Source organism: Fusibacter paucivorans, assembly GCF_018390735.1.
In the GTDB taxonomy this organism is placed as follows: Bacteria; Bacillota; Clostridia; order Peptostreptococcales; family Acidaminobacteraceae; genus Fusibacter; species Fusibacter paucivorans.
On sequence record NZ_JAHBCL010000011.1, the window covers coordinates 68,398 to 87,712 of the forward strand.

The following is a 19,315-nucleotide window of genomic DNA, read 5'->3' on the forward strand; positions in this document are numbered from 1 at the left end:
GTGTTAATGGATTAAGCGCACGTATACAAATAGACGAGACGGGTATTCAGAAAGGAAGCTGGGGTTATGAGAAGTTACAAAACGGTCAAGCGTTGGGAAAATATTACGGAAGCGGAATGGCAGTCATGGGAATGGCAGGTACGCAACCGCATTACAAAGCTGGAAGAGCTTAAAGAAATCATATCTCTGACGCCTGACGAGGAAGAGGGCATCCAAAAATCACTTGAAATTTTACGCATGGGCATTACGCCTTATTATGCGATGCTAATGGACGAAAAGGATTCGCACTGTCCCATTCGAAAGCAGGCAGTGCCCACGATTTACGAAACACATTTTAGCACGGCGGATATGGACGATCCATTGCATGAGGATGCTGATTCGCCCGTACCGGGACTAACGCATCGCTATCCCGACCGCGTGTTGTTTTTAATCACAGATATGTGTTCCATGTATTGCCGCCACTGTACGCGGCGAAGATTCGCCGGTCATCATGACGGCGGTGTGCCGAGGGATCGTATTGACCGTGCTATTGACTACATTCGCAACACGCCTGCTGTAAGGGATGTTCTGCTGTCAGGTGGCGACGCACTTTTGGTATCTGACGGCCTTCTGGAATACATTATTTCTGAACTGCGAAAAATTCCGCATGTTGAAATCATACGCATTGGTTCGAGAACGCCGGTCGTATGTCCACAGCGTATTACACCGGAACTTGTAGCAATGCTGAAAAAATACCATCCAATTTGGCTGAATACGCATTTTAACCACGCGAAGGAAATTACACCGGAATCAAAGGCGGCATGTGAGCGCCTCGCCGATGCGGGTATTCCGCTGGGCAACCAGTCCGTATTGTTGAAAGGTGTAAACGACAGCGTTCACATCATGCGCGACCTCGTACATGAACTGGTCAAAATCCGCGTGAGACCTTACTACATTTACCAATGTGACCTTTCAAACGGCATTGAGCACTTTAGAACGCCGGTTTCGGCTGGGATCGAAATCATCGAAGGGCTCAGAGGGCATACATCCGGTTACTGTGTGCCGACATTTGTCGTCGACGCGCCGGGAGGCGGTGGTAAAATCCCTGTGATGCCGCAGTATCTGATTTCACAGTCACCTGAAAAAGTCATCCTTCGAAATTATGAGGGCGTTATTACCACTTACACACAGCCCACGCAATACGATAAAGCCAAAGAAGGCGCGGTTGAAACGGAAGCGCAGAAAGCGCATAAGATTATTGGGATTGGGGGACTGCTTTCGGGAGAACGCGTCGCCATCGGTCTCGAAAAATATGAAAGACACGGTCATGATGACGAATAAACAGTTGTTATCGGTATTGTTTGACACCATGCCGTCCAGACTTGCCGTGCTTGGCATGGCAAAAAACGCCGGCAAGACGGTAACGCTGAACCGCATTTTGGCATGGGCCGCGGATCAGACATCTATTTTCGGCATCACATCCATCGGACGTGACGGCGAACCGGAGGATGTGCTGACAAAGACAAAAAAACCGGCGATTACACTGTATCCGGGCATGCTCTTTGCAACGGGTGAACAGTGGCTCAAGAACGCAACCCTGACATATGAACTGCTTGAGCGCACGGCGATTCAAACTTATTTTGGCGTTATTGTCATTGGATGTGTGACCCAAAAGGGCGAAATCCAAGTCAGCGGCGCCAATACCAATGCAGAACACGAGCGCGTCATGCAGAGGCTGGAAGCAAATGGCGCAAACCGTGTGCTCGTCGATGGGGCAATGGATCGTCAGAGTTTGGCGTCGCCGCCCTTAATTGACGGCTGTATCTTGGCAACCGGTGCTGTACTCAGCCGTACAGAAAAGCGCGTCATCTCATTGACGAAACATCGGGTGATGCAGCTGACGGCAGAGAAAGCATCAGATGCTGTTTGCAGTGCCTATGCAGCTGCACCTGCAAGTGCACAGGTAGGTGTTGTCAATCGCGGTTCTGAAACTATAAAATGGCTGACAGGCGTAACGACGGCATTGGAAGCCGGCGATAAAATTGCAGATGAAATGACAGCGGAAACAGCTGCTGTCGTCCTAAAAGGTGCACTGACAGCCAGGGTGCTCGCTCAAATCACAGATGGCAATCCATTGGGTAGAAAGATGACTTATATTGTCAGTGACGGTACGAAATTATTTTTAGATTATGAAGCAGGACTGAAATACAAAGCGATGGGTGTCCGTTTTCAGGTCATTCATCCGATTAACCTGTTGGCGGTTACGGTTAATCCCGTCGCGCCGCAGGGGTTTTCATTTGAAGCGATAGCTTTTCGCAGTGCAATGGCAGAGGCACTGGCGCCAATGCCGGTGATTGACGTTTGCGGTGAGGATTTGATGACGGATGATTATTCGAATGAAGATCAAAGACTATAAAAAAGAAGGAGGGGCGGTTTAATGCATAAATTGAATTTGAATTTTGATAAAGTAGCGGAAGCGCGCAGCGCGGCAAAGAATATTGCAGTTCAGACGCAGGCATTTATTGATGGGCATTCGACAGTAACTACAGAGCGAACCATTGTAAGGCTCTTAGGCGTCGATGGCATTGATGTTTTTGAGAGGCCACTGCCGAATGCCGTGGTAGAGGATATATTGCAAGGCGGCGGTATTGCAGATGGGGCGGCCTATTGGCTCGGCAATGCCATGTATCTCCGTGGTGAAAGTGCACAGACTATTGCAGAAGCTGTTGCAGAGGGCACACTGCATTTAACGGCGCTTCCAAAAACATCACCTGAAAAAATCTATGCGTTTTTGGAACCCTATGTGATTGAAGCTGTTGAACGCATTCGCAATAGACGCATTGAACGCGAAAAGTTGATTGAGACACTGGGCGAAGGGTCAAAGCCCTATTTATATGTAATCGTTGCAACGGGTAATATTTATGAAGATATGCTGCAGGCACAGGCAGCAGCCAGACAAGGTGCTGACATCATTGCCGTTATTCGAACGACAGCTCAAAGTCTTTTGGACTATGTGCCTTATGGTGCAACGACAGAGGGATTTGGCGGCACTTATGCGACGCAGGAAAACTTTAAACTGATGCGAAAGGCACTGGATGAAGTTGGCGAAGAAGTGCATCGATATATCCGTCTCTGTAATTACTGTTCCGGTTTATGCATGCCTGAAATTGCAGCGATGGGCGCTTTAGAGCGACTGGATGTCATGCTCAACGATGCACTCTACGGCATTTTATTCCGCGATATCAATATGCAGCGAACACTAGTCGATCAATTCTTCTCAAGGGTGATCAACGGTTTTGCAGGCATTATTATCAACACGGGCGAAGATAACTACCTGACGACGTCAGATGCCATTGAAGAAGCGCATACGGTACTTGCATCGCAATTTATCAATGAACAGTTTGCACTGCTGGCAGGGCTCCCACCGGCACAAATGGGACTGGGACACGCTTTTGAAATGAATCCCGATGTGGAAGACGGTTTTTTGATGGAACTTGCGCAGGCACAAATGGCGCGTGAAATTTTCCCAGAGGCGCCGCTTAAATATATGCCGCCAACCAAATATATGACGGGCGATATTTTCAAGGGGCATATCCAGGATGCAATGTTCAATATGGCTTCGATTATGACGGGACAGGGCATACAACTGCTGGGAATGCTCACAGAAGCCATTCATACACCACTGCTTCACGATCGTGCACTCTCAATTGCCAATGCAAAATACATTTTTAACAACATGCGCCATATATCAGAAGAAATTGAATTTAAACCGGGCGGCAGAATACAGTCGAGAGCCAATCTCGTCTTAGATGAAGCGACTAATCTGCTGAAAGAAATTGAAGGCATGGGCATTATCGAAACCATTGAACAGGGGAAATTTGCCGATGTCACCCGAAAACGGGATGGCGGCAAGGGATTGGAAGGCGTTTTTGAAAAATCGTCATCTTATGATAACCCCTTTATCAAACATATGCTGCAAACCGAAAAGGAGGCGAGATCATGAAAGCTAATCAGGAAACGACCATTATCAAACCCTACGGTGATACGCTGAACGACGGTATGATGCAGTTGAGCTTTACGCTGCCAATTCCCATTTCAGAAACGGCTAAGGAGGCAGCGCGTCAAATGGCTGACCAAATGGGCCTCGATGAAGCGCAAGTGGTTCACGCCAGTGATCTCGGCGTCGGCTACACGTTTTTTGTCGTCTATGGACGCTGTCGGTATACAGTGGATTTGTCGACAATTAAAGTTTCAAAAGTAACGGAAAAATCAATGACACACGATGAAGTGGAAGATTTTATTGCCGATCATTTAAAGCGCACTGTTACCATTGTCGGTGCCTGTACGGGAACGGATGCGCATACCGTGGGGATTGATGCCATTATGAATATGAAGGGATTTGACGGGCACTATGGTTTAGAGCGCTATAAGGGGATTAATGCGATCAACCTCGGTGCACAGGTTCCCAATGAAGTGCTGATCGCCAAAGCGGTTGAATCGAATGCTGATGCTATTCTCGTCTCTCAGATTGTCACGCAGAAGGACGTGCATATTCCAAACTTGACACAACTGATAGAATTGCTGGAAACGGAGGGCCTGCGTGATAAAATCATCGTTTGCGCAGGTGGACCTAGAATATCCAATGAACTTGCCAAAGAGCTCGGTTATGATGCAGGTTTCGGCAGCGGTACTTTTGCAGAAGATGTTGCAACATTTGTTGTCGAGAAAATGGCATCGATAGGAGACGTGTCCGGTGATGCCGCACGTTAGGCGGAATACCCAGAAAGCATTGTAACAAAGGCGTTTCTGTGCTATAGTATGTTAAGAATCGGAGCCACGAAGGCTTCAAAGTGCTAACGCCAAAAATACCCCACGAAGGGTTTAACTTTCGTGGGGTTTTATTTTAACCATATAACGCAAATACTATTCATAATGATAAAGCAATAATGATAAAACAAAGGAGAATACGGATGCATATATCGGATGCATTGATATCACCCGCTGTCGGGGCGGCTTTCTGGGGCGTTTCCCTTGCGGCGGCAGCTTATGCCGTCAAAAAAGTAGATCTTCAGACAAATAGTGAAAAACTGCCGCTGGCAGGTGTGATGGGCGCTTTTACCTTTGCGGCGCAAATGATTAATTTTACCATTCCGGGAACTGGCGCCAGCGGACATTTGGGCGGCGGTCTCCTTTTGGCAATTCTCCTTGGACCTCATTTGGGATATTTGACCATGATGAGTCTGCTGCTGATCCAGGCGCTTTTTTTTGGCGACGGCGGCTTAATTGCCTATGGCGCCAATGTTTTTAATATGGGTATTTTAACCTGTTACGTGATCTACCCGCTGGTTTATAAAGTACTGAAAAACCGTATGGGGAAACTTGCAATTGTATTTTCTGCTGTTGCAGGCTTAGGCCTGGGTGCATTTGCCGTAGCGGTGGAAACCTCGCTTTCAGGCGTTGTTGCCTTGCCGTTTACCTTGTTTGCCGGTGTGATGGTGCCGATCCACTTGGTGATTGGTCTTGTTGAAGGTGGGATTACCTTGGCGGTGGTTAACTATCTCAGACGCTTTATTCCGGAAAAACTGGCACAGATGGAGACAGACGCAGAAACGGCATTTGCACCGCGAAAAGCTATGGTGAGCATTGGCGGACTAGCGGCTGCAATAGCAGGGGGATTGGCTTATTATGCTTCCGCTAACCCGGACGGTTTAGAGTGGTCGGTACTGAAAGTCGCCAAGACGATACCTGAAAAGGCGATACATCCGGCTGGCGAGGCGATCCAGAATGTGATGAGCATTTTCAGCGATTATCAAATGGCGGGCATGGAAAATGCGCGTATAAGTGTCGGTTTGGCAGGCCTTATCGGCAGCGTGTTGACGCTGCTGCTCGTTATGCTCGTCGTCAAATCCGCAGAGAGGTTAAAGCAGCGATGATCTTTAAAGGCATTTTGAATCGTTTTAGACGGGTACATCCCGGCATTCGACTGATATTAATGGTGATATGGCTGATTGCCGTCGTGCAGACAAAGCCCGAGCATTTGCACTATCTGATATTCTGGATGTTTCTTCAGCTGCCGCATATGTCGGTGGAGCCTAAGAAATGGGGACGGCAAATGCTAATGGCAGAGCCGTTTCTCCTGTTTGTCGGCTTATCGTATCTCTTTGTCTACCGTGCGCCGGCAACGTATTATCATTTGACACTGCCAGAAGGTATTTGGGCGTTTATTGCCCTGCTCGTAAGGGGAAATTTGGCTGTGATGGGCATCACAGCTTTTGTGAATGCCATTTCAATGGAAGGACTTGCTGATGGCATGCGGTGGTTAAAAGTGCCGGAAACTTTTGTGCTCATTATGATGCAAACCTATCGGTACATCGGACTAATGGTTCAAAAAGTGCATCAAATGACGACGGCATACCGCTTGAGAAGCGGCGGCAAAACCGGGGTGCATTTGGATGCGTGGGGATCATTTCCCGGGCAGCTCTTGCTGTTGTCTCTCAAGCAGGCTGAGGCAACGCATGAAGCGATGATGTTGAGAGGCTATAACCCTGCTGCAAGTTATGTTGGTATTTCAAAAGTTCAGATTTCAGATTTAACCGATGCAATTGTCTGGCTGCTGCTTTTTGCAGCGGTGCCTTTCGTGCTATAATGGAACCATCTGATGCTGCCGAAGGGTAAACGTAAGGATACGATACAATTGCCGAAAATCAGAGAACTGATGAGAGCAGACATAATAGATCTACAAGTGGCATGGCCAGAACACGAAAACGGAATAAACAGCGTATAACGAAACAACAGATCAAGTACAAATGAAAAGAAGAAAAATAAAAAGAAATAAAAAGAATAGATAAAGAATAGACAGGAGACTGAATGTCAGTCATTAAATGTGAGGATTTATCCTTTGCCTATGGTACGCAAAGGGTTTTAGAAGGCGTTAGCTTTCATATTGAAAAGGGTGAAAAAATTGGCATTATTGGCCTTAACGGGTCTGGAAAATCGACGCTGCTTCGGTTGATGATCGGTTTATTAAAAGCAGAAAGCGGTACGATGCATGTTTTGGGAATGCCTGTACAGCGTAAAAATCTTAAAGCACTGCACAGACGTGTTGGTTATGTCTTTCAGAATGTGGACGAGCAGCTCTTTATGCCGACTGTTTACGACGATATTGCTTTTGGCTTAAAGGGTATTTTGCCAGTTGATAAAGTCAGTGAAAGTGTTGAGGCGATTCTGAAACGTTTTCATATCATGCATCTGCGTGATAAAGCGCCCTTTCAGCTTTCGGGCGGCGAAAAACGCGCCGTTGCCATTGCCACCGTTATGGTGATGGCACCGGAAATCGTCCTGATGGATGAACCCACGGAAGGGCTTGATGCCCGTATGCGACGTAAAATGACAGCATTTGTCAAGGCATCGCCTGAGACATTTGTGATCAGTTCACACGACAGCACTTTTATCCGTGATATTTGTGATCGCGTCATCGTCTTAAAGGCGGGACACTTGATTCGCATTGACACACCGGAAGTGCTTTTTGACGATTTCGATTTTCTCGAAGCCAATGAATTAATTTAACGATGATTATTTAAATGCATATAAGGGCAGTTCAAGAAACGGCAGCAATTCATGACAGAAGGACTGTAAATCAGGGGACATGTCATAAATTAGGTTAAATGCAGGATGAAAGTGTTGTGGATGAGGAGGAGAATATGAAAATTGCAGTGATAGACGGCCAAGGCGGCGGCATTGGCAAAGCCATAATTGAAAGAATAAAAGCGCGTTGTCCCGAACATGAAGTCATTGCGCTTGGCACAAATGCACTGGCGTCATCGGCGATGCTGAGAGCCGGCGCAGACAGCTGTGCAACAGGCGAAAATGCGATTTGCTATAATGTCGGCGAGGTTTCACTTATCCTCGGCACCATGGGAATTCTCGTTCCAAATGCAATGCTGGGTGAATTATCACCGGCGATGGCAGCGGCTATTGGTGCTGCTAAAGCTCGTAAAATACTTATTCCGTATCAAAAGTGCAATGTGTTTGTCGTAGGGACTGACAAGGGGACGCTTCAGGCGCAAATTGAGGAGATGGTGGAAAAAATTATTTCGACTGTCTAACTTAACATTTTATTCACAAATAGTACATACTGTATACACAACTGAATTTTATACTGAATGCATGTTAAGACATTAATCTTAACACCCCCAAAAAACCCCAAATAAACCCAAACATTATTAACCCCAAACAAAACCCCAAATTATGAATTCCGAGTGGGTTCCCCCAAGTATCCCACTCGTGCAATTCCCCCTTAAAAAATATTAACCATATTTTTTACTTCTAGTCCGTAACTAGAAGTTTTTTATTTTTTTGATTAAAGGATATGATGGCATTATTGAAATTTTAAAGTTATCCTTTTGCAAAATTCTAAAATTATCCTTTTGCGACTTTTATCATTTTTAAGCAATAGCGATTGCCTTCTCAAGATGAGCATTTAATATTGTTTTGATGTATCAACGTGGGCATAAAAAAAGAAAGACCTTTTCAGGTCTTTTCTTAGGGGGGAAATTAGAAATTTTTCAGCGTATAAACGGGGGGGCGTTTATAGCGCATAACTGCTTGATATCTAACATTATTCATTGGGGGATTCATAATGTGTTTGTTAACATACTCCTATCATAAAGGAGAGATATGGCTAAACTATTTTTAAAATTTGAACAATCTGTTAACGGTTCCAAATCGTTTGAAAAAGCTTTTTTAAAAAATAAAACTTCATGAAAAATATTTATAAAAAGACACACAAAAGACACATAGCTGTGCTAGTATAAGGATAACCTTTTAAGGCAACCCAAACATAATTTGCTGTGGAGAGACGCCCAAAACTCTCCACTCCCCGATTGTGAAACGCCATTTCCCAGATGGCGTTTTTTCTTTTTTGCATGCATTGCAATCACTGCATGTATCAAATCTACGCACATGATGTAATGACCTTACCCAGCTACCTTAGATAAAACCACATCAACATTTAACATCGAATTAATCAGCGCCAAATAAAATGTTGTTAAAATACAACTATATACCTAAATTGTATCCTACTACAGACGGTGAGGCGCTATGAAAAATATTTTTCACTCAGAGGCAATTGATTTTTTTGAATATAGAGAACAGGTTTTTATAAGAGTCAGTCAAAGCGGTTTAACGATCAATCAAATTAATCAGATGATAAAAGCGCTGCCGCAAATAAAAGTAACAAAATTTTCAGAACTGATGTCAGCATTGAAAGCTGCGGATCAGATACCTGTCTGCATTGGTGAGAAAAAACCTCGTCTTGAAATTGAAATCAGCAAGGATGAGATGTGCGCTTTTGTGCGGTTTAACCTATCCGAACGGGAATGGCAGCAGTCAGGTGATACGCTGGTAAAAGAAGTTTATGAAGCGCTTTTGGCCAATCAAGTGACAGTCGGTATCCAGCATGAAGTTTTGCATCATGATTGTCGCGCCAATGAAAAAATATTAATTGCAAAGGGGATCGAACCGATTCCCGGAGAAGATGCTAAATGCCGTTATTATGAAACGTCTGAGAAAATGCCGAAACTTAATGAAAAGGGTCAGGCAGACCACTATGAGCTCGGCTTAATTCACAATGTGCAACAAGATGATTGGCTCGGTGAGAAGACATTGCCGACACATGGCGTAGACGGTATGACCGTTAAGGGCAACCGCGTACCGTCTCGCGCCGGAAGAGATGTTAAACTCAAATATGATCCCGTTACGGTCATTGAGCGTTATGAAGTTGATCGCTTCGTACTGAGGGCTAAAATAAATGGTGCCGTTCATGTGAAAAACGATAAGATTGCCGTGGAAAACCACTTGATTATTCACGGCGACGTCGATTACGAAACGGGCAATATTTATTTTGACGGCGATGTCACGATACTCGGAACGGTGCAAGACAAGTTTACCGTGGAGGCAACCGGTAAAATTGTGGTAAAAGGTGCATCGGGGGTGGGTGCTGTTGAAAGAATTGAATCAAAAGAAGACTCTGTCCACATACTGGGTGGCATGAATGGCAAGTATGAAGGTCGCATTGCGGCGAAAAAAGCCATCTACCTAAAATTTGTCAATGAAGGTTGTTTGGAGGCGGGTGAATTAATCAATATTCAGCTCTACGCATTTGACAGTGTTCTCAGGGCAGATAAAGTTTTTATCGATCCTCATAAGGGAAAAGTCGTCGGCGGTGAGATCTATGCAAAACACTGCGTCGTATCCGGCAGTATTGGCAATGCACTCGAAAGACAGACGCATATCAGTATTGAAGGTTTTGAACGGGATGACATGAAGGCAAAACTGGCAGTACTCAAGCGAAAATATCAGGAAGCCGCCAGTGGCATTAATCGTATGAAACGCAAGCTGGAGATATTTGAAGAAAATATAGAGCGACTCGATCAGCGCGCTGTGAATACCTATCATTATTTGACAGAGAATTACGATGTTTTAAATGAGGAACTGGACGTGCTGACAACGCAAATTGAAAAGATTGAAGCCATTCTTAAAATCCGTGGTGAAGCAGAGCTCAGGGTCTATCAGTCGGTTTATCCCAAGACGATGATGGCGCTAAAACGTTTAAACCGTCGTATTGTTGAAACCATGACCTGTTCGTTTTACGTTCAGGATAATCAAATCCACATCTATGAATAGGAGGGCCGCAAAAAATGATGGTGAACCCGAGTGGCTCTGCATATGATGCATTGTTAAGCAGTATCGACTTCTTTTCGCAAAATTTACATTTGGAGCAAATTGTAGAATATGGCTTTATGATCTTTAATGCTTTTGAAAAACCCAAGGCCTCCGCTATTTATCGTTTAAACAGTGAAACGCAGTATTACGAGCTTCAGTTTTCGCAAGGAGTGTACCACGGGCCGGAATCGATACTGAAAACGGCATGCCATGATGATTTTGCCGTACGCAAGGGATTTATGGTGACAGACCGAAATGTTCAGCAGCAGTATTTTGAATCCGCTGTTGAAAGGATTGGCAATTTATCGAAGATTATTCCGCTTATAGCGGATGATCGACTTTATGGCTTTATTTTCAGCGTGGATTCAGATGACGAAACCGTACTGGGGGACTTGTTTTTAACGCGATTTAATTATCTGATGAATTTAGCTATCGAAAAAGCATTTCGCTATTTTGAACGTGCGACCATGCGCCAAGAAATTGACAAACGCATTTTTAATCTCGAATCGATTTCTCAAACGATGAAAGTGCTGTTTTCCGAATTGGATACAGAGCGGATCTTACAAATGAGCCTCGATGTTATTCGTGAGCTTACAGCCAGTTCGGCAACGGCAATTGGGCTTTTCGACACGGTGGAGCAGTGTATCAAAATAAGAGCGTATGATGATTTGACGGGCGGGGTTGCAATGGCGGGAACGATGATGCTGAACGGCTGTAAACCCTTAAATCAGCAGATCATTTATCACTTGAAACGCGATGCGGATGCGCTGCACGCAATTTTTGATACGCTTGAGCCGTTTGAGATGCTGTCTGCGGTGTATCTTATATTAATGACAGATGACGAATCGGCTGTTATGGGGGTGATTACCATTGGAACCCCCGTTGACGGCAAAGCGTATACGGATGATATTTTCGAGCGCATTGGCGATATTGCGGCTTTGATGTCTATCGCACTCGTTAAAGCCCAGCAGTATGAGACCATTGTGGCACAGAAAGAAGCACTTCGCCTTAAGTTTAATACCATGCAGCAGGTGAATAAGATTATTAAAAGCATTAACCGGGCGGAAAGTCCGACGGAACTCTATCAATTGGTGATGGATGCTCTGACACTGACATTTGGCGTCGAAGCAGCCGCCGTCTTTTCTTTTGAATCAGATTCGATCACTGTTGCCGCCAACTGCGGCATTGATAAGGCTTTGCTGATCTATGAAAATGTTGCTTGGGTCAGGGAGCTGCCTGCGTCTGAACTAACGGTACATTATACTGTCAACGCAGCTGTTAATCAGCTTCAGCAGCTCGATCCTGAAGGATGCAACTGCATGGTTTTAGCGCCAATTAGTATGAATCAGTACGGACAGGCGCCTTTGGGCTATATTTTAGTGACGCGCACGCGGTTTAGGCTGTTTGAGACGCAGGTCAGCATGATTGAAATGCTGTCGAACAGTATTGCGCCGGTGCTTTATCAAATGCAGAAAAATCAATAAGCGTTATGGTATAAAATGCTTGTGCCATTACCTTGGAAAAATTACTGAAAAACCGCTTGCTGGAAAGCCGCGAAGGATATCAGCCTAAGCGGTTTTTGCTGTATTTGAGTTTATCTTGAGTTGATGAAATGGTCCCTGAATCCATAAGAAGATGGCACGATTACCTTTCTGACAAGCGCATTAAGGAAATGTGCTGAAATTGCCGATATAAATGAATGATGTCCTATGCAACAGGCGATCAATAAAGGCAGTTCGCCGTTTTGACATAAGATTGTAATGCCGCTGTAAACCCAAGGATCGAAAACCCTGTTATAATGATATTAACATGGGTTTGCTATAATCATTTTTGGAGATGAAACGATGAGACGAAAGCGATTGAATGAAAAGATAAAAAAAATATTAGCAGTGTTGCTTTGCTTTGTGACCCTTTCGGCGATGCTGCCGCCGCAGAGCTATGCAGCGATAATTGATACGGATGCAGACGGCGATATCGTCGTAACCAGTATCAAGTACGCCGTTAATCACGATGTCTTTGCGACGGAATCGGGCTATGTTGAAATTATCGGTACCAATTTGCTGGATGTCGACTTCCTGTTTGACGTAGACGGCAAAGGCTTTCAACTCTTTGACAATAAGACGACCAATACAAATACCTTTGTAAAATATTCGTTGACGGCAGAAGAAGTGGAAAACTTTTTAGGACGGATTAAAGCGGGCAGTGTGATCATTGATCTCGACAGTGCCGATTTTCCCAATCTTCAAAGTTCTGATAAGCAAACGATTAATATTGATGATACAAAACCGTATATGCTGACATTTAACGGTAACTTTTTAGATACAGTTAATTCAGGCAATATCACGGCGACTTATGGTGCCGGGCTTTCCAGAACATCACTGGGAACCACGACCGACCCTAATAAGCTGGAACTGATAAACGCTGTAAACCCAGGGCGGCTGGGCTATCAAAATATCATTATCAGCAAGTCGGACGCGACGGTTGACCCGGCAGTTCAAATCGAATATACCTACACCAATGCATTTCGAATTGTTGAAGATCTTGGGGTAACGGATGTCACGATGTTCCCAAACACGGGATCCAAGGGCGATGAAGTTTACTTTACAGGGGATAACTTTTCCGATACGCGTAATTATCAGGTTTATTTTTTAAAGGCGCTTGATGGTTCTGATCCTTACACCAGTACCAATCAGGCTACTTTTGTTTCACTTGGCCTCAATGTTGACGGCTCGCAGGATGTTTTGACAGTCAAAGTGCCTGAGAGCGTCGACTTTGAAAGGCGAAATTATTATGTTGTGATTACAGATGTTCTAAATGGTCAGATCGTGGCGGAAGAAGTGGTTCGCAATACAGATGGCGACTATGACCAATACACTGTTATTGAGTCTGGCTATAAACCGACGATTGAAACCGTTTATCCGGAAATAGGGCCTGATACCGGTGGGAACGTTCAGATTTCAGGCCGTAACCTCGCAACGCTCAGTATTCCCGATTTAACTTCTACAGGAATATTTTTAAATGATCCTGTGACGGAATCCAACGAACAGGTATTGGTACTCGATTATCAGTCAGGCTATTATAAAGGTGAACCTGTAGATATCAATCGAAAAATCAATGTCCAAATCGGCAAAAAAACTTCTTTTACAAAGGATGCACAGGGCAAGTATCAGGTCATCAAAGGCATTCCGGACAGTATTATTGTGACCACAGATGTTATTGACGACGCCGAGACAGATCCGTTTAAGGATGTCGTCATCGAAATCGTCACGACGCTGACGGTTAGCAGTGGCCCAAACAGCGGCAAGAAGTATATCTTTAACCAGAGTGTTACAGCTGCGGACGGCTTTGAATTTGAACCGAGTTCTTATACGCCGGAGATTACCAGTGTGACGCCGAGTACGATACAGGTTGAGGATTATGACAGCAGTTATATGAATTTTGCCAATGATACGCAAATTGCCATTAAGGGTGATAAATTCTTAGTCGATCGTTTTGTCGATGCCAGTGGCAACATTGTGACGCAGTATCCAACGGTTTTTATCAAGAAAAATGACGACAATACTTTTAACACACGTTATCAGCTGGGTTTCTTTCCAAATGAGACGGCTGTCAACAGCGTGACGGGACTCGACGAGGTTCGCGGGATCATCAAGTACAAGCCCGATGAAACCGGGACGACGGAATACATCCTCAGAGATGGCGACGGTAATCCGATCCAGATGGTGATGACGGTGTTGAACGACGATAACGAAGTGGTCGACGGCACCAGCAATAATCAGCTGGGGACAAAGATCCTCATTACGGCACCGACGAGTACACTTATTGCCGATGCGGGAATCAAGCACCTTCAGATTACAAACCCGACGCGCGATTCGCTGGCGTATGGGAAATCGTCCATTAAATCCGATTATTTTGAATTTATTAAAACGACAGATATTCCGGTTATTGAAAGCGTTAAACCGAGTATTGTCACCGTAGACGGCGGTGAAGTGGTCACCATCACGGGGTCAAACTTCCAAGACGGCATCATTGTCAATCTCGACGGTGAGAGCATTACTGATTTTACCCGTGATCTGGACAATACGGGCACGAAGATGGTTATTACATTTACAGCGCCACCGGGACGTGAAGGCACGACGCAGCTCCAATTAATGAATCCGAGCGGCGGCATGGCTGTTGCAGACTTTACTTATGTAACGACGTTTAATGAAGCGCCGAGTATTGCGAACTTTACGCCGACACGAGGCAGCTACGGGACGCTGGTCGTCGTCAATGGTGATAATTTTTTAAAACCGGATCCGACGGCGACTTCCGAAATCGGAATCAATGCCTATCGGCTGATGGGCACGCGCGTCCTTTTAGATGATCAAGAAGTCAACAGCTACCATACAGATGTCTATGGCAATATTAACTTCGTCGACTACACGGTACCGACGGCAGAAAATGTGATCTATAACGATTCCGGCAAGGCAAAATTCTCAGACTTCTATGAGAACACGGTTGTCCGCAGTGCCGCAGATGCTTCCGTGGCGACCTTTGGCAATGACGCCAATCATAATCCTGCTATTTACACGGAGAGCGAAGTTTACAGTTTTCAGTATGTGAGCGGTGTTTTATATGCCTATGATTCAGATGGCAATTCGCTGGGAACTGTGACGCAGACGCTGGATGGTTCCGGGGTGGATACCATCGCCATCAATGGGACGCCGATGTTTGAAGTGACTATGGATAATCACTTGGTACGTGTTGACGAATCAACGGATGCTGTAAAATCTGTGGGACTCGCTGATTATGCGGATGCCGTAATTCTTTACAGCGGCTCAGAATACTTTACATTATCCCGTAATTTTAATGGACAGGTCATTTTGACTAATGGCAAGGATAAATCGTATACATTATCTGTTGACAGCGGCGGCAATATCATTGCTTCAACATCCACGGGCATGACATCAGCCGTTTCGACAAACGCCACGGGGATAACGGTTGGTGCGCTGCCGCTCTTAATGAAGACGCCGTATGCGGTAGATGCCAACGGCAATATCAGCGGCAAGCGGGTAACGGTTATCTCCAAGACGCAGCTCATGTTTGAAGTGCCTTATATTGCAACGGGGAGGGGCTATAAGGATCTTACCGTTACCAATCCCGATACCAAGAATGACAGCAAGACCGATACTGAAGGTTTTTACTATATCACACAAGCAACGTCAACACCTGCGATTACCACAATCGTGCCGGATAAGGGCTCCACGGACGGCGGTTACTATGTGACGATCAGCGGGGCGGGATTTGAAGACGGCGCCCGCGTTTATATTGACTCGGTCGTCGTGCCGACGGCAGATACTTATGTGGCGCTTGACGGTACGAGCATTACCATTAAAGTGCCGGCGAGCATTAAAAACCTCGTTGACGATTATGGTGTCGACAGCATGGCCGTACCGGTGATTGTTATCAATGAAGATGGCGGCAATGCCTATAAAATAGACGGTTTTACGTATATTATTCCGCAGTCGGATCCATCTATTACGTCAATTATCCCGACGAACGGATCCTCCAACGGCGGTGAAATTGTGGAAATCATCGGCTACGAGTTCAGGTTTTACGAGCCGTATGAAAACAGTGTCGGCGGGGCGAGTTACGACCTCGGCGACAGCTTTGAAGACCTCTATGCCAACGGTGTCTGGGATGACCTTTTATCAAGCACTGTGGACAGCGGGGCGATTACGGAAGTTCCTGAACTCACCAATGATTATTATGACCATTATTACACCTCTGCGATTTTGCCGAAAGTCTATTTTGGCGAAAAAGAAGCACATATTGTCGAGTATGCAAAAGGCTATCTCAAAGTGATCACGCCTGAGCATGAAGCCGGCGGCGTTGAAGTCTACGTTATTAACAACGACTCTGGCGTCAGCAATAAAGTGACCTACACGTATGCCTCTTCCAATCCGTCGATATCGAGTATAACGCCGGGATTTGGCAAGCGGTCCGGCGGAGAGCCAAAGGATTTGTACGGCTCGAAGTTTTACCAGTCGCAGATTTATGGTTTTATCGACAATGATGAAACGCAGATTCAGCTGATTGACAACGTTGAAGCGCTGGTGCGCTTTGGCGAAATTGACAACATAGACAGTGTGCGAACCGATAATGACTACGGTTTAATCAACAGTCAGCGTGCAACAGTCAACTTGCTTGGCGGTTTAACGCTTAATTACTATGGTGATTTAGACGAAGTAAAGCTCACCGTTACAGAAAACAATGTCATTTATTCGAAAACATTTACGTACGATGACAGTGTGGTCTACATTCCAACGGGCATGCTCCGAGACGCTGCCGGTGACTATTATGTGCCGTATGGGCTGAAAAATGTTGATAAAACGGTATACAGCGGCAATGCCTACGAATATGTTAGAGTATCCATTGAAGACCGGCGCGTTGTGGTCGCAAGAGGCTACGCACCGGAAGTTACCTATGACAATGATACACATGTAAAAGTCTACACGCCGCCATATTATACGATTGGTTCCGTCAATGTTACCTATACGAATAAAGACGGCGGCATGGCAACGCGATCGTTTACCTATACGAATCCCGACAGCGAGCCAAAGATCTACGATGTTGAGCCTAAGGAAATTGCCTATGATGAAAGTGCATGGCTGATTGAATCCTCGTTTGCAGGCGGGATCGATATTGAGATAACAGGGGACGATATCCGTGCGAATCCGACGGTTTATATCGGTGCGTACCCTACGACTGTGAAAGAACTCACCACGAAAGTCATCAATGGCGTTACGTATGACCTGCTCGTCGTCACTGTGCCCGCAGGCAGTGTGAACGACGTCGATCAGCGGTATCCGATTATTATTCAGAATGAGGATATGGGGCTGGCGACTTCTGATAATCTCACGGACCTCATTGGACCAAATTACAATGCGACGACGGTGCCGTTTTATTTCATTTATAAACAGCCGCTTTCCGATCCTAAAATCAGTACGGTTTCACCTGCAAAGACATCAATTGCCGGCGGCAACACCATTACCATTACCGGCAGTGATTTCAGATCAGGTGCCTATGTGGTCATCGGTACCCGTGCAGGGATACCAATTTACGATGCGACCATCACGGAAGACGGCACGAAGATAACCTTTGTGACGCCTGACAATATGACGCTGGGCGAAAAGACCGTTCAGGTGATTAATGAAGATTACGGCATTGGCATTGCAGAAAATGCGTTGACAGTTGTCTCAGCACCGACGCTGGATGACCATATCTATGATAAAAACGGCAACACCATTGACCGGATCCACGTGACAGGCGGGCAGGAGATTATGTTGAAAGGGACCGGTTTTGCGGAGAATGCCACCATTTATTTCGGCGGCGAATGGCTGACGGTTGCTTCTTACGATGCCACCGTTCCAGATGGTGATATCGGTATTTATACGGATGATACAGAATACTTTGTACTCAATGGCTTTGAAGGGACGACAGTCACTTTTGTCGATGCGGAAACAATTTACGTGACGACACCGGAAGTGACCTTTGAAGGTGCTATTAACATCGTTCTAAAGAATGATGACGGCGGGATCACCGATGACGGCACATCGACGGATTACACGGTACCAATACCTGAAAATCCAGTGGGATTAAAAGTTGAGATCGTAAACAATCAATACATCAAGCTCTATGACTATTTATCAGAAACGGCGGATTATTTCGAAATCTACGTCTATATCGGCAGCAACAGTGACGCGACTTTGGCATCAACACACAGTTATCGCGATTTCAGTTATCTTGGCATTACCGATGTGGAACCGTATAAGATTACAGATTTGCCGGGGTGGGATTATATGCGGCCGGGTGAACGAATTGTCTTTGTGGTCAAAGGCGTCAATAAATTTGGTCCTTCGGGTTACTCTAATCTTGCGTCGCTATCTTATGATGCCGTATCAGAGATTGAGACGTTGGGACCGGAAGATTTAGACGGCGATATTACACTGCCGGAGGGGCAGGATTACGAAATACTTCAAGATGGCGGCATCGTTACGGTAAACTTTAATGCAACGGCGCTAAGCAGTGTTGTCAGCGTTGATTTAGCGGATGAACTGGCGCGAAACACGAAAAAGAAAGTGATTAATTTGCCGGAGAATATTGTCAAGCGAAGTCTTTCCAATGTGAATGTCAATTTCGGCGACAGTATGTATCGGTTTGTGCCCGTAATCTTTAATGCAACGGCATTCAAGAACGTTGCACAATATGACGATGCTTATGCCAGCGTCAAGGAAGACACAGAGATGAACCTACAGCGCTCTTATCTACAGCCGAGTATTCGCGGCAAGAAGCAGGTGTCCGATGTTTATTCCATTAGTTTTGATGCATCCAGTAATGCGCAGTCACAGCGTTTTGACCAACTTATGGGCAACTTGGATTTGACGCTCTATTACGACGACAAGTACCTGACGACGGCAAAAGAAGTGCAGATACAGCTTTATAAATACAATAGTGCGACGGGCAGTTACGATCTGTATACGTCAACATTGGACACGACAAACAACAGCGTTACAGCGCGGGTTAACAGCGCCGGGCATTATGTCCTGCTGACGAATTACTAAGGAGGCAA

11 protein-coding genes are annotated in these 19,315 nt (G+C 45.5%); all 11 read left to right on the top strand.

The genetic code is table 11. From position 1 onward, the window contains the following. The first annotated feature begins 66 nt into the window (after positions 1-66). The 11 genes from kamA (at position 67) to KHM83_RS07865 (ending at position 19,307) form a co-directional block, all read left to right on the top strand. Entirely contained in the window at positions 67-1,320 is a 1,254-nt protein-coding gene (kamA, locus tag KHM83_RS07815; protein WP_213236437.1) for a lysine 2,3-aminomutase, read from the top strand. Next, positions 1,307-2,395 (top strand): lysine 5,6-aminomutase reactivase subunit KamB, encoded by a 1,089-nt coding sequence (gene kamB / locus KHM83_RS07820; RefSeq protein WP_213236438.1) that lies wholly within the window; start codon positions 1,307-1,309, stop codon positions 2,393-2,395. Before kamA ends, kamB begins: the two co-directional genes overlap by 14 nt. A 21-nt stretch (positions 2,396-2,416) precedes the next feature. Then, complete coding sequence (gene kamD, locus KHM83_RS07825) at positions 2,417-3,982, top strand: lysine 5,6-aminomutase subunit alpha (RefSeq protein ID WP_213236439.1); 1,566 nt, start codon at positions 2,417-2,419, stop codon at positions 3,980-3,982. Beyond that, complete coding sequence (gene kamE, locus KHM83_RS07830) at positions 3,979-4,749, top strand: lysine 5,6-aminomutase subunit beta (protein WP_213236440.1); 771 nt, start codon at positions 3,979-3,981, stop codon at positions 4,747-4,749. The genes kamD and kamE overlap by 4 nt, the downstream gene beginning before the upstream one ends. Before the next feature lie 200 nt (positions 4,750-4,949). Beyond that, entirely contained in the window at positions 4,950-5,912 is a 963-nt protein-coding gene (locus KHM83_RS07835) for an energy-coupling factor ABC transporter permease (protein WP_213236441.1), read from the top strand. Beyond that, on the top strand, positions 5,909-6,625 hold the full coding sequence (locus KHM83_RS07840; protein ID WP_213236442.1) for an energy-coupling factor transporter transmembrane component T family protein: 717 nt from the start codon (positions 5,909-5,911) through the stop codon (positions 6,623-6,625). The genes KHM83_RS07835 and KHM83_RS07840 overlap by 4 nt, the downstream gene beginning before the upstream one ends. A 221-nt stretch (positions 6,626-6,846) precedes the next feature. Next, positions 6,847-7,545, top strand: coding sequence for an energy-coupling factor ABC transporter ATP-binding protein (locus KHM83_RS07845; protein WP_213236443.1), 699 nt, complete (start codon positions 6,847-6,849; stop codon positions 7,543-7,545). 134 nt (positions 7,546-7,679) lie between these two features. Next, positions 7,680-8,084, top strand: coding sequence for a DUF3842 family protein (locus KHM83_RS07850; RefSeq protein WP_213236444.1), 405 nt, complete (start codon positions 7,680-7,682; stop codon positions 8,082-8,084). Between the two features lie 994 nt (positions 8,085-9,078). Next, the gene (locus KHM83_RS07855; RefSeq protein ID WP_213236445.1) at positions 9,079-10,662 is read left to right on the top strand and encodes a DUF342 domain-containing protein; all 1,584 of its coding nucleotides are present in this window, start codon (positions 9,079-9,081) and stop codon (positions 10,660-10,662) included. Positions 10,663-10,676: 14 nt separating this feature from the next. Then, entirely contained in the window at positions 10,677-12,185 is a 1,509-nt protein-coding gene (locus KHM83_RS07860; RefSeq protein ID WP_213236446.1) for a GAF domain-containing protein, read from the top strand. Positions 12,186-12,545: 360 nt separating this feature from the next. After that, a complete protein-coding gene (locus tag KHM83_RS07865) occupies positions 12,546-19,307 on the top strand; it encodes an IPT/TIG domain-containing protein (protein WP_213236447.1) in 6,762 nt (2,253 codons plus the stop codon). Positions 19,308-19,315: the final 8 nt, after the last annotated feature.